At 34.6% G+C, this 12,923-nt stretch carries 11 protein-coding genes; 8 read left to right on the plus strand and 3 right to left on the minus strand.

Annotation, left to right across the window (positions count from 1 at the left end):
- Positions 1 to 472 precede the first annotated feature (472 nt).
- The 5 genes from AC061C_RS09540 to AC061C_RS09560 all read left to right on the plus strand — a co-directional run bounded on the left by AC061C_RS09540 (position 473) and on the right by AC061C_RS09560 (position 5,759).
- Positions 473 to 925 carry a hypothetical protein gene (locus AC061C_RS09540; RefSeq protein ID WP_478290987.1) on the plus strand — a complete coding sequence of 151 codons (453 nt, stop codon included), beginning with the start codon at positions 473 to 475 and terminating at the stop codon, positions 923 to 925.
- Positions 915 to 1,115: a helix-turn-helix transcriptional regulator gene (locus AC061C_RS09545; protein WP_309755511.1), complete on the plus strand. Its 201-nt coding sequence runs from the start codon at positions 915 to 917 to the stop codon at positions 1,113 to 1,115. The genes AC061C_RS09540 and AC061C_RS09545 overlap by 11 nt, the downstream gene beginning before the upstream one ends.
- 127 nt (positions 1,116 to 1,242) lie before the next feature.
- Positions 1,243 to 4,662: an isoleucine--tRNA ligase gene (ileS, locus tag AC061C_RS09550; RefSeq protein ID WP_478290988.1), complete on the plus strand. Its 3,420-nt coding sequence runs from the start codon at positions 1,243 to 1,245 to the stop codon at positions 4,660 to 4,662.
- Between the two features lie 6 nt (positions 4,663 to 4,668).
- Positions 4,669 to 5,049 carry a TraR/DksA family transcriptional regulator gene (locus AC061C_RS09555; RefSeq protein ID WP_099714108.1) on the plus strand — a complete coding sequence of 127 codons (381 nt, stop codon included), beginning with the start codon at positions 4,669 to 4,671 and terminating at the stop codon, positions 5,047 to 5,049.
- A gap of 113 nt (positions 5,050 to 5,162) precedes the next feature.
- Positions 5,163 to 5,759 carry a lipoprotein signal peptidase gene (locus AC061C_RS09560; protein WP_478290989.1) on the plus strand — a complete coding sequence of 199 codons (597 nt, stop codon included), beginning with the start codon at positions 5,163 to 5,165 and terminating at the stop codon, positions 5,757 to 5,759.
- A gap of 67 nt (positions 5,760 to 5,826) precedes the next feature.
- Here the strand turns inward: AC061C_RS09560 and AC061C_RS09565 are convergent, their stop codons facing one another.
- Positions 5,827 to 6,021: a hypothetical protein gene (locus AC061C_RS09565; protein ID WP_309759869.1), complete on the minus strand. Its 195-nt coding sequence runs from the start codon at positions 6,019 to 6,021 to the stop codon at positions 5,827 to 5,829.
- Between the two features lie 381 nt (positions 6,022 to 6,402).
- Between AC061C_RS09565 and AC061C_RS09570 the strand changes: the two genes are divergently transcribed.
- The gene (locus AC061C_RS09570) at positions 6,403 to 6,903 is read left to right on the plus strand and encodes a CAP domain-containing protein (protein WP_478290990.1); all 501 of its coding nucleotides are present in this window, start codon (positions 6,403 to 6,405) and stop codon (positions 6,901 to 6,903) included.
- Positions 6,904 to 6,922: 19 nt separating this feature from the next.
- Here the strand turns inward: AC061C_RS09570 and AC061C_RS09575 are convergent, their stop codons facing one another.
- Positions 6,923 to 7,489 (minus strand): 5-formyltetrahydrofolate cyclo-ligase, encoded by a 567-nt coding sequence (locus tag AC061C_RS09575; protein ID WP_478290991.1) that lies wholly within the window; start codon positions 7,487 to 7,489, stop codon positions 6,923 to 6,925.
- Positions 7,479 to 8,462, minus strand: coding sequence for a succinylglutamate desuccinylase/aspartoacylase family protein (locus tag AC061C_RS09580; protein WP_417945391.1), 984 nt, complete (start codon positions 8,460 to 8,462; stop codon positions 7,479 to 7,481). The genes AC061C_RS09575 and AC061C_RS09580 overlap by 11 nt, the downstream gene beginning before the upstream one ends.
- Before the next feature lie 126 nt (positions 8,463 to 8,588).
- Between AC061C_RS09580 and uvrC the strand changes: the two genes are divergently transcribed.
- On the plus strand, positions 8,589 to 10,382 hold the full coding sequence (uvrC, locus tag AC061C_RS09585; RefSeq protein WP_478290992.1) for an excinuclease ABC subunit UvrC: 1,794 nt from the start codon (positions 8,589 to 8,591) through the stop codon (positions 10,380 to 10,382).
- A gap of 7 nt (positions 10,383 to 10,389) precedes the next feature.
- Positions 10,390 to 12,762: a patatin-like phospholipase family protein gene (locus tag AC061C_RS09590; protein ID WP_478290993.1), complete on the plus strand. Its 2,373-nt coding sequence runs from the start codon at positions 10,390 to 10,392 to the stop codon at positions 12,760 to 12,762.
- The last annotated feature ends 161 nt before the right edge of the window (positions 12,763 to 12,923 follow it).

Raw genomic sequence — 12,923 nt, forward strand, 5'->3', positions numbered from 1 at the left:
AGGACTTTTTACTATAACTATCCTTAGAATAATTAGCGTTTCAAAAGGGATAAAAAAATACTAAGTAACAGTTTGGATTATTTTGTAGTTTTTTGGTTTTATTTAAAATGGAGTATTATGATTTATCACTTAACGATTTGAATTTAATAAGACATCTACGAAAAAGTCGTGAGACTTTTATTAGATTTACGTATAACAAGAACATATAAGAAAAGGTCGAAGTCGGGAGACTTCGCCGAGCGGGGTAAAACCTGGAACTACTGAGTTATCGTAAAGTTTTAAGAAAGAATATCAAGAGGATGTAGTGTCCTCTTTTTTTATGAATTAATTTTAAGGTTGTTTTTTCTTAAAGATAAACATAACATAAAATTTATTTTTTTATTTCAAAAAGTAAAGTATATTTGTCTTTTAATCTAGTTCGTTGTTCTTTATGGAAAACAAACTGTAACCGATAAACTTTATGGAACCAAAAATGAAACAAGAAGGCGATATCGCAAAAATTGATAAATTCACCAGTTATTTATTGCCTAATAAGTTTAAAATTGTTGGGCTGGTAATTGTTACTCTTTCGATTTTGTCAATTGTTACTTCAAGTAAAAACTATCTATTGGACGATATATATCACGATTTATTCGAGAGAATAGCTTTGTCAGGAATGGTTTTTGGAACACTTATTATTTCGATTTCAAGAGAAAAAATAGAAGATGAGTTAATTGCAAAAATCCGTATGCAATCGTTCCATTATGCTGTTTTGGGAACAGTACTATTTTATTTAGCAATTCCATTTGTGCATTTTACAATTAAAGTACTATTATCTGATATGCCTACAATTGAAGGGAGTAAAGATGTTTCTGTTTTGGGAGTTTTACTTATGATGCAAATTCTAACTTTCAAAAAGTTAAAAAAAGCCTATTATGAAGAATAGACTCAAGGTAGAACGCGCCATTTTGAATGTAACCCAAGAGGAATTAGCTGAAAAAATAGGCGTTTCGAGGCAAACTATCAATTCTATCGAGACCAATCGATTTGTGCCTTCAACCGTTTTAGCCCTAAAATTATCAAAATTGTTTGGCAAACCAGTAAATGATTTTTTTGAATTAGAAGGGGATGAATAAATGTGTTTTGTCTCTTTGACAAAATCCCGATAGATGATTTTGGCTTAAAGCGTAACTTTCGACCTACGACTTTCAACTTTCGACTTTAATTTATTACTTTCGCACTTCGATTAAAGAAAAGGATAAAATGAGCACAAAATTTACTGAATACAAAGGACTTGACTTGCCAACTGTAGCATCAGAAGTACTAGATTTTTGGAAGAAAGAAAATATATTTGAGAGAAGTGTAACCACTCGCGAAGGAAGTACTCCGTTTGTATTTTTTGAAGGGCCACCTTCAGCAAATGGATTACCTGGAATACATCACGTGATGGCGCGTGCCATTAAAGATATTTTTTGTCGATATAAAACGCAAAAAGGGTTCCAAGTTAAGCGTAAAGCGGGCTGGGACACCCACGGTTTACCTGTAGAATTAGGTACCGAAAAGGAATTAGGAATTACAAAAGAAGATATAGGTAAAACGATTACCATCGAAGAATACAACGAAGCGTGTAAAAAAACCGTGATGCGTTATACCGATGTGTGGAATGATTTGACCGAAAAAATGGGCTACTGGGTTGATATGGAAGATCCGTATGTGACCTATAAATCCAAATACATGGAAACCGTTTGGTGGATTTTGAAACAAATCTACAACAAGGATTTGATGTACAAAGGCTACACCATTCAGCCGTATTCTCCAAAAGCAGGAACAGGATTGTCGTCGCATGAAGTAAATCAGCCTGGAAGTTACCGTGATGTTACGGATACAACTGTTGTAGCACAATTTAAAGTTCTTGAAGAAAGCCTGTCAGATTTGCAACGCATTTTTGGAATAGGACATCTTTTTGAAGATACTTTTTTCTTAGCATGGACCACTACACCGTGGACTTTACCAAGTAATACCGCGCTTACCGTAGGTTCGAAAATTGACTATGTTGTAGTAAGTACCTACAATCAATATACTTTTAAACCTGTCAATGTAATTTTAGCAAAAGCATTGGTAAACAAACAATTTGCTGGAAAATATACAGAAGTACAAGAGGAAAGCGAATTGTTGAATTACAAAGAAGACGATAAAAAAATCCCATTCTTTATAACTGCAACTTGCAAAGGCGCCGATTTAGTAAACATCCAGTACGAACAATTAATGCCATTGGTATTGCCGTATCAAAATGCCGAAAATGCTTTTAGAGTAATTTTAGGAGATTTTGTTACTACCGAAGATGGTACTGGAATTGTTCATACTTCGCCAACTTTTGGTGCCGATGATGCGAAAGTAGCCAAAGAAGCTACACCAGAAATCCCGCCGATGTTGGTTCTTGACGAGAATGGAACTCCGGTTCCGTTAGTAGACTTGCAGGGAAAATTTGTTAAAGGACTTGGCGGTCTTTCAGGCAAATACGTTAAAAACGAATATTATAATGAAGGCGAAGCACCAGAGCGTTCTGTAGACGTTGAAATTGCTATTCAGTTAAAAGAAGAAAACAAAGCTTTTAAAGTAGAAAAATATGTGCACAGTTACCCACATTGTTGGAGAACAGACAAGCCAATTTTATACTATCCTTTAGATTCGTGGTTTATAAAAATTTCGGAAGTTAAAGACAGAATGTTCGATTTAAACGAAACCATCAACTGGAAGCCAAAAGCGACTGGTGAAGGACGTTTTGGAAATTGGTTGAAAAATGCCAATGACTGGAATTTATCGCGATCCAGATTCTGGGGAATTCCATTGCCTATCTGGAGAACCGAAGACAACCAAGAAGAAATCTTGATCGGTTCAGTAGAAGAATTATACAGCGAAATTGAAAAATCGATTGCAGCAGGTTTCCAATTAACAAATCCTTTCCAAGGGTTTGAAATAGGGAATATGGCCGAATCCAATTATGATTTAGTTGATTTGCATAAAAATGTTGTTGATGAAATCACCTTGGTTTCTGCCTCTGGCAAACCAATGAAACGTGAAGCTGATTTGATTGATGTTTGGTTTGATTCCGGTTCTATGCCGTATGCACAATGGCATTATCCTTTTGAAAACAAAGATAAAATTGACGAAAACAAAGATTTTCCAGCTGATTTTATTGCGGAAGGTGTCGATCAAACCCGTGGATGGTTTTATACCTTGCACGCTATTGGTACTTTAGTTTTTGACAAAGTAGCCTATAAAAATGTAGTTTCAAACGGACTGGTTTTAGACAAAAACGGACAAAAAATGTCCAAGCGTCTAGGGAATGCCGCAGATCCTTTTGAGACCTTAAAAGAATATGGTCCTGATGCAACGCGCTGGTATATGATATCGAACGCGAATCCTTGGGACAACTTGAAATTTGACTTAGAAGGAATTGCTGAGGTGCGCAGAAAATTCTTTGGAACTTTATACAACACCTATTCGTTCTTTAGTTTGTATGCCAATATTGATGGTTTTAAGTACGAGGAAGGCGAAATTCCAGTAAACGAAAGACCTGAAATAGACCAGTGGATTATCTCAGAGTTGAACACCTTGATTAAAGAGGTAGATGGTTTTTATGCTGATTATGAACCAACGAAAGCAGCTCGTGCAATCTCTGAATTTGTACAGGAAAACTTGAGTAACTGGTACGTTCGTTTGTGTAGAAGACGCTTCTGGAAAGGAGAATATGCGCAGGACAAAATCGCGGCTTACCAAACTTTATATACCTGTTTGTTAACCATAAGTAAACTTGGTGCGCCAATCGCTCCGTTCTTCATGGACAAACTTTACAGAGACTTAACGGTAGCAACACAGACTGAAAAATTTGACAGTGTACATTTGGCGAAGTTTCCAATTTCGGTTGAAAACTATGTTAATAAAATACTAGAGAGCAAAATGCAGAAAGCACAGACCATTTCATCATTGGTTTTATCACTCCGTAAAAAGGAAATGATAAAGGTACGCCAACCGTTGCAAAAGGTAATGATTCCAGTACTTGACGACAATCAGAGGGTGGAAATTGAAGCTATTTCTGACTTGATAAAAGCAGAGGTAAACGTGAAAGAAATCGTACTTTTGGATGATGCTTCAGGTGTTTTAGTGAAACAAATTAAGCCTAATTTTAAGACGCTAGGACCTCGATTTGGAAAAGATATGGGTCTGATTTCTAAGGAAATACAAGGGTTTTCAAAAGAGCAAATCAGTCAGTTAGATAAGGAAGGAAGCTTGAATGTAGTTATTGCTGGAAATAACGTACTTTTAACATTAGAAGATGTAGAAATAACATCACAAGATATTGAGGGATGGTTGGTAGCCAACTCAAACGGAATAACGGTTGCGCTTGATATTACGATTTCATCAGCATTAAAACAAGAGGGAATTGCCAGAGAATTAGTAAATAGAATTCAGAATATCCGTAAAGATTCTGGATTTGAAGTTACTGATAAAATTAAAGTTCAGTTGAAAAGAAATGGAATTTTAGAAGAGGCGATTCTTGTAAACGAAGCGTATATTAAATCAGAAACATTAACCAGTGATTTGGTTTTTGTTGATGCACTAGAAAACGGTACGGAAATTGAATTTGATGAAATAAAAACAATGATTTTAATTTCAAAATAAAAAAAAATGGTAGATGAAGCTACAAAATACTCCGAAGCTGATTTAGCGGAGTTCAAGGAAATAATACTCAATAAAATTCAAAAAGCGCAATTAGATCTAGATTTAATAAAAAGTGCTTATATGAATGACTTAAATAACGGGACAGATGATACTTCCCCAACATTTAAAGCCTTTGAGGAAGGAAGTGAAACCATGTCTAAAGAAGCAAACTCACAACTGGCGATTCGTCAAGAAAAGTTTATTCGTGATTTGAAAAACGCACTTTTCCGTGTAGAAAACAAAACGTATGGCGTTTGTAAAGTTACGGGTAAATTAATAGGGAAAGAAAGATTGAAAATTGTTCCTCATGCAACCATGAGTATCGAAGCAAAGAATTTACAGCGTTAAGACGTTTTAAATCACATACAGGATTCCGAATTCCAATAATTGCTTATTAAATTATTGGGATTTGGAATTTTATTTTTTTATTTACCTATTTTTACGCTTTTAAAATTTACATAATGACATTACGAAAAGCATACCTCCTTATTTTTATCTTACTGCTTGTTGACCAAGTCTCTAAAATTTATATTAAAACTAATTTTATTTTAGGGGAAGAAGTTGAAGTGTTTAATTGGTTCAAAGTCTTGTTCATCGAAAATGAAGGAATGGCTTGGGGAGTTCAAATTCCTGGGACGTACGGTAAATTATTTTTGACTCTTTTTAGAATCGCTGCAGTTGCTGGAATAGGGTATTGGTTGTGGGATTCAGTAAAAAAGAAGAGCTCTGATTATTTAATTGTTGCTATTTCGCTGATTCTTGTAGGTGCTTTTGGGAACATAATTGATTCTGTTTTTTATGGAGTTATCTTTGATGACAGTCAGCAACAATTAGCGACTTTGTTTTCAGATCAGCCTTACGGGACTTGGTTTCACGGAAAAGTAGTTGACATGCTTTATTTTCCTTTTTGGCACGGAACCCTACCAACTTGGTTGCCTATTTGGGGCGGAAAAGAATTTACTTTTTTTAATGCGATTTTTAATGTTGCCGATATGGCAATATCTACAGGAGTAGGAATCTTGATTTTTTTCAACAAAAAAGCATTTCATCAACAATAAATTTAAAGTAATTATCTAATAAAAAAGACCTGTTCAAATCACGAACAGGTCTTTTGCATTTAGAAACTTATTTATTTTGTCCTGGTGCGTATCGTTTAGCGCTTTTCCCACCATATATTTTTTTGGCTTGACCTGGAGGAAGTTTTTTTGCTTTATAGGTAGTTTGTCTAGTTCCAGTGTGAATAGTACAACCTGAAAAAGAAACGGCAAGGAGTAAAACCAAGATGATTACCACTGATTTTGAATTTTTGAATATTTGCATGATTTAGCTAAAATTTATTTGTAAAAATACAGATTTAAAATGAAAGCGGATAAAATTCACATCTAGTTTTAGAAATATGATTTCAACAACACTTTTAAAACACCGGTAATTATATCTTTAAAATTTAAATAAGGAAATTCAAATAGCTTCAAATTCCTTGTATGGTAATTCAAAATGATAGAGACGTTTTTCAAATAGTGAAAGGGGTTCTCAACTGCAATTAAAAGACTAATTTACTACATAAAAAAAATAAAAAAGGTCATTCATCGATTAAATTGGTATTTAAATCGATTTTTTATTATGTTTGCATACTAATTTTGAGGCAGTTAAGTATAAACAGTACAATTGTGTTCCGAATTAAATCAACATAATTAAAGCCTTATGAAATTTAGTTTATTTTATTTATTCCTATTTACTACTGCTATTTCTTTGAACAGTTGCTCTACAGATTCAACAAATTCAACCGATACAGAATTATCTGCTTTACTCGATGAGAACTTCATTTATAATGAAATTGAATTAGAGGAAATGAAATTAATCAATGCACATCGCGTGAGTATTGGTTTGAAAGTTTTGCAAAAAATAAATTATATTTCAAAAAAAGCTGAAGAACACAATTATTATATGATTGCTAATAATGCAATTAGTCATGATGGGTTTGTGGCCAGATCAGAGAGTATTACAAAAGCAGTTGGTGCAAAAAGTGTTAGTGAAAATCTCGCGTATAATTATGCTACTGCTCAGGAAGCCCTTACTGCTTGGTTAAATAGTCCAACTCATAAAGTAACAATTGAAGGGGATTTTACTCATTTTGGAATTGCAGTACGAGAAAACACTACAACAGGAAAAAAATATTACACTAACATTTTTGTAAAAATCTAATACTTTTAAAGTCTTATAATTAGAATTTATAAATTGACTCAGGCGTAACGCAATAATCCAATTGTACGTCGCCTTTAAAAATACCATCAATCAATTCCTCAGGTTCAAAAAAGGATAGGCCAATTTTTACCACATCGGGTTTGCATTGGGATAAAAAAATGTCATAAAAACCTTTGCCATAACCTACACGATGTCCTTTTTTGTCGAAAGCCAAAAGAGGTACAAAAACTACATCAATTTTATGTGAGGGAACTTCAATGCCATCTACAGGTTCGGGAATGTTGTATTCGTTTTTCTTGATTTTAGTATTATCAGTTAATAAAAAATGAGTCATTTTTCGGGTTTCAAAATCGGCCTTTGAAACGATAATTTCTTTGTCTTTTCCGGATAGTAAGTGCAAAATAAATTCGGTATTTACCTCTTTTTGTTCTGTAATAGGCAAGAAAATATGGAAATACGTGTTTTCCCAAATAGGAAGTGTCAGTATTTTATTGGCTACAGCCAAACTCTTTTCCTCAATATCAGTATCAGAAAGTAAGTGCCGCAACCTTTTGTATTCCTGTCGCAATTCAGTTTTATTCTTCATCTTCTCCATTAGTATTAGATAAGTGGTAAATAGCATCTCCTTCGTAAACAATCGGGGAATGGTTCGCGTTGATCACGTAACCGTCATTTGGTGCTTTCACTTTTCGTTCAAATTTTCCGTAAGGATCGGTAATGATTGCTAATACAGTTCCCTTTTTTACAAAAGTACCAATTGTATTATAGTCGTGCAATAATCCTGAACATTTGGCTCTAATCCAGCCCGATTTTTCAATATAAATTGATGGTGAATTTGGTTTAGATATCGTGTGTTTAGGGTCTAACATCTCAAGATGGGCTAGGATTCGTTTAGCACCATTTACGCCTTCATCAGCAACAGCATTATTGATGTCTAATGATTTACCGCCTTCAAAAAGCAGCATTTTCACATTCATACGTTCGCTCGAATTCCTAAAAGAGCCTATGATATTTCTAGAATACAAAGTGAATGGCGCATTAAAAACATCGGCCAAAAGTTTTAACTCTGGATTGCTAGGTGAAATTCGTATTTGTGGTGCATTAAAACGGCTGGCACCGCCGGCATGAAAATCGACTGCGTAATTTACAATGGGCATAATTTCACTTAAAATATGAAAGGCAAATCGGCTTGCCAAAGATCCAGTTTTGCTTCCCGGAAAAACCCGATTCAAGTCCCGACCATCTGGAAATTCTCGAGATTTATTGACAAATCCATATACGTTGATGATAGGGATACAAATAATAGTACCTTTTTTTGGTCGGTTTATTTTCTTGCTGATCAATTGCCGAATAATTTCGACTCCATTAATTTCATCGCCATGAATACCTGCTGAAAAAAGCACCACAGGACCATCAATTTTAGATCGTCTTACAATAACAGGAATGTTCAATTTTGTAGTGGTGTGTAGTCGCGCAATCTCTACATTGATGGTTTTGCTTTCACCTGGAATAATGCTTTCGCCGAAAATTACGATCGGTGTGTTCTTGGTTTTTATCATAGGTTCTTGAAAAGATAAAAATAAGGATAATAAGGTACTAGGAACTAAAATTCTAGAAAAAATTTATCACAAAGAATTCGAGAGTATTGATTTGTATTTCGTGATTTTTGAGATTAACTTTGTTTCATGAATCCAACTGCTTTAGCCCTTCAAATCCAGACCTTGCCAGACAATCCTGGTGTGTACCAATATTACGACAAGGAAGGCAAAATTTTGTATGTAGGAAAGGCTAAGAATTTAAAGAAAAGAGTTTCTTCGTATTTCAATAAAATTCACGATACGGCCAAAACCAATGTATTGGTCAAGAAAATTGTAACCATCAAACACATTGTAGTTCCAACGGAGACTGATGCGCTTTTATTGGAAAACAATTTGATAAAAACAATGCAACCCCGTTATAATGTGTTGCTACGTGACGACAAGAGTTATCCGTGGTTGTGCATCAAGAAAGAACCTTTTCCACGCATATTTGCTACTCGAAGAATGGTCAAAGACGGATCGGAATATTTTGGTCCCTACACTAGTTTTAAGACGGTTTCTACCATATTAGAATTAATAAAAGAATTGTATCCACTACGTACGTGCAACTATGATTTAAGTAAGAGCAATATCGATAGTGGAAAATTTAAGGTGTGTCTCGAATACCATATTGGAAATTGCATGGGGCCTTGTGAAGGACATGAAACCATAGAAAATTACCAAAAGCAAGTCGATGCGATTCGCGAAATTCTGAAAGGAAATTTCAAAGAAAGCATGAAGGATTTTAAGCGTGTCATGACGGATCTGGCACTGAACATGCATTTTGAAGAAGCTCAAAAAATCAAAGAGAAAATTGAAATTTTGGAGAATTACCAGTCCCGTTCTACGATTGTCAACCCGAAAATTACCAATATCGACGTGTTTTCAATCGTATCCGATGAAAGTGCAGCCTATGTCAACTTCTTGCAAATTTCCCACGGTTCCATCATTCGATCCCACACTATGGAAATCAAAAAAAAGCTCGACGAAACCGATGAGGAATTACTAGAACTTGCTATTATTGAGTTGCGCGAACGTTTTCAATTACTGTCCCGTGAGGTAATTGTTCCCTTTCACGTAGACTTGGGCGAAAATATAAAAATTACCGTTCCTCAATTGGGAGATAAAAAGCAAATTCTAGATTTGTCTGTTCGTAACGCTAAGTTTTACCGCATCGAGCAGCTAAAGCAATTGCAAATTGTAGATCCAGATCGCCATACTAAAAGGATTATGGCGCAAATGCAAAAAGACTTGCGTTTGCCCGTAGAGCCTAGGCACATTGAGTGTTTTGACAACTCGAATATTCAGGGGACCAATCCTGTTGCGGCTTGTGTGGTATTTAAGGATGGAAAACCAAGTAAGAAAGACTACCGCCACTTTAATATAAAAACAGTCGAAGGGCCAGATGATTTTGCTTCGATGACCGAAGTAGTTTACAGAAGATACAAAAGGTTGCTGGATGAAAACCAACCCTTGCCCAATCTAATCATCATTGATGGTGGAAAAGGACAATTATCATCGGCGTTAAAAAGTATTGATGAATTGGGATTGCGAGGTAAAATAGCCATTATAGGCATTGCCAAAAGGCTCGAAGAGCTTTTTTATCCCGGAGATTCAATCCCGCTGTATTTAGATAAAAAATCCGAAACTCTTAAAGTTATACAGCAACTGCGAAACGAGGCGCACCGTTTTGGGATCACACATCACCGCGATCAGCGGAGCAAAGCAGCACTTAATTCCTCGATAGAATCGATTCCGGGAATTGGAGAAAAAACCATGCTTACTTTAATTCAGCACTTTAAAAGTGTTAAAAGATTGAAATTAGCAACAGAAAAGGAAATTTCGGACGTTATAGGTAGTTCTAAAGCCAAAAAAATTGTCGAATTTTACAATACAAACTAGTTTTTTTATGCGCCTATTCCAGCTGTCCGTTTCATGCTTTCTGCAAACCCTTTTTTTTTCTATTAAAAAAAAAGGAGCTTCTTGGGTCGCTCTTTTTTTTCAAGAAAAAATAAAGGGTTTGCCATCAAGGCATTTCACTTCCATCTGGGGCATTAGACTATCTTCAAAAGTGCTATTTCCTACTTTTCTGGTTTATCTATTCTCATTTATCTTTCTTACGCAAAACACCTTGGCACAGGAACAAAAAAAGCCCAAAATAGGGTTGGTCTTAAGTGGCGGTGGTGCAAAAGGATTTGCTCATATTGGCGTTTTAAAAGTTTTAGAAGAAGCTGGAGTCCAGATTGATTACATAGGAGGAACCAGTATGGGTGCTGTTGTGGGTGGACTTTACGCATCTGGGTACAACGCCAGTCAAATTGATTCTATTTTTCAAACAACTAATTTTGATGAGTTGCTAAACGATTTTATTCCACGTTCTTCAAAGAATTTTTATGAACGTAGAAATGAGGCGCTGTATGCCCTCGTTTTGCCTTTTAATAAAATGAAAATCGGAATACCAGAAGCCTTATCCAAAGGAATGTATAATTACAATTTGTTAAGTAGAATCACTAGAAATTCAAGACACATAAAGGATTTTAATAAACTTCCAATTCCGTTTTTATGTATCGGAACAAATATAGAAACGGGAGAACAAGTGGTGTTAAATAAAGGAAATTTGGCCCAAGCAATGATTGCAAGTTCCGCATTTCCATCGTTGTTTAGTCCTATAGAAATTGATGGTAAACTGCTGGTAGATGGTGGTGTAATTAACAATTATCCTATTGAGGAGGTTCGAAAATTAGGTGCAGATATCATCATTGGTGTCGATGTACAAGACGGTTTATTGGATAGAAGCCAACTCAAAGATGCTACTAAAATTTTGGTACAAATTAACAATCTCAATTCAATAGAGCGAATGCAGCGCAATATTGTGGATACCGACATTTACATCAAACCAGATATATCGCAGTACGGTGTGATCTCATTTGATAAAGGAAAAGAAATAATAAGAAAAGGCGAAGAAGCTACATTTGCCGTTTATGAGCAATTAAAAAAAATAGTTGACAAGTCTACTCCATACAAAAAACCAAAACTAATATTACAGTCAGACAGTTTGCAGATAAGAGAAATCAATAGTAACGAACTCGACAATTATACAAAAGAGTATGTCATTGGAAAATTAAAATTTAAGCCGGGAACTAAAACCTGTTATGCTGATTTAATTAAAGGCATTAATAACATCAATGCTACTCAAAATTTTAGTTCGATCTCGTATTCATTAGACAAGAATAAGAATGAAGATAATTTAAATTTAACACTTACAGAAAATGCCTCAAAAACGTATCTAAAATTTGGGTTACATTATGATAATTTATTCAAGAGTGCTGTTTTGATTAACCTAACCCACAAGAAAACGTTTTTTAAAAACGACAGAACTTCTCTCGATTTGGTTTTTGGAGACAACATTAGATACAATCTAGATTATTATATTGAGCAGGGTTTTAATTTGAGTTTTGGATTCAAGTCCCAGTTCAATCAATTCAATAGAAATGTAGCCAAAGAAATAAGCAGCCTTGATTTAGGTTCATTAGGTATAAACAGCATCAATGTAGATTTTCAAGATTTAACCAATCAAGCCTATTTTCAATCCTTGTTTGTCAATAAATTTTTAGTAGGTGGAGGAGCTGAATTAAAGTATTTAAAAATTAAATCAGAGACGCTGGCAAATGTAAATCCAACCATCGATAACAGTACGTATTTCAGTCTTTTTGGCTACTTGAAATACGATTCTTTTGACAATATATATTTTCCCAAAAAAGGATGGTATTTTTCTGGAGACGTTCAGTCGTATCTAGTATCTTCTAATTATACAGGAAATTTTCAACCTTTTTCCATAGCCAAAGCAGATGTTGGGGTCGCAGCAACACTTTTTAAAAATGCAACTTTTAAATTCCATACCGATGCAGGTTTTTCATTTGGTAATGAAAGCATTTCATTTTTTAATTTTATTTTAGGGGGTTACGGCTACAATCTCATCAATAATTTTAAATATTTTTATGGCTATGATTATTTAAGTATTGCAGCAAACAGTTATATAAAATCAACTGGAACTATTGATTATGAGTTTTATAAAAAAAACCATGTCAATTTCTCGGCAAATTTTGCAAATGTAGGAAACCGTATTTTTGAAAGTGTTGATTGGATTTCAATCCCTAAATATTCCGGTTATGCTGTAGGATATGGTTTAGAGACAATCATAGGGCCTATAGAAATAAAGTATTCATGGTCCCCAGAAAATGCAAAAGGGTATACCTGGTTTAGTATTGGGTTTTTGTTTTAATTGTAATGTAATTCAATATTAATTCCGATATTTGTTATCATGAAAACAACTTGGAGCGGTTTATTAGGATATCTGCAATTCCTCATAAAGAGGAATCCTGAATAGATCGTATTTTTTTGATTTAATTAAATAAGTTTAGTTCGGTACAACCATAAACTTGT

Source organism: Flavobacterium sp. GNP010, from assembly GCF_056428945.1.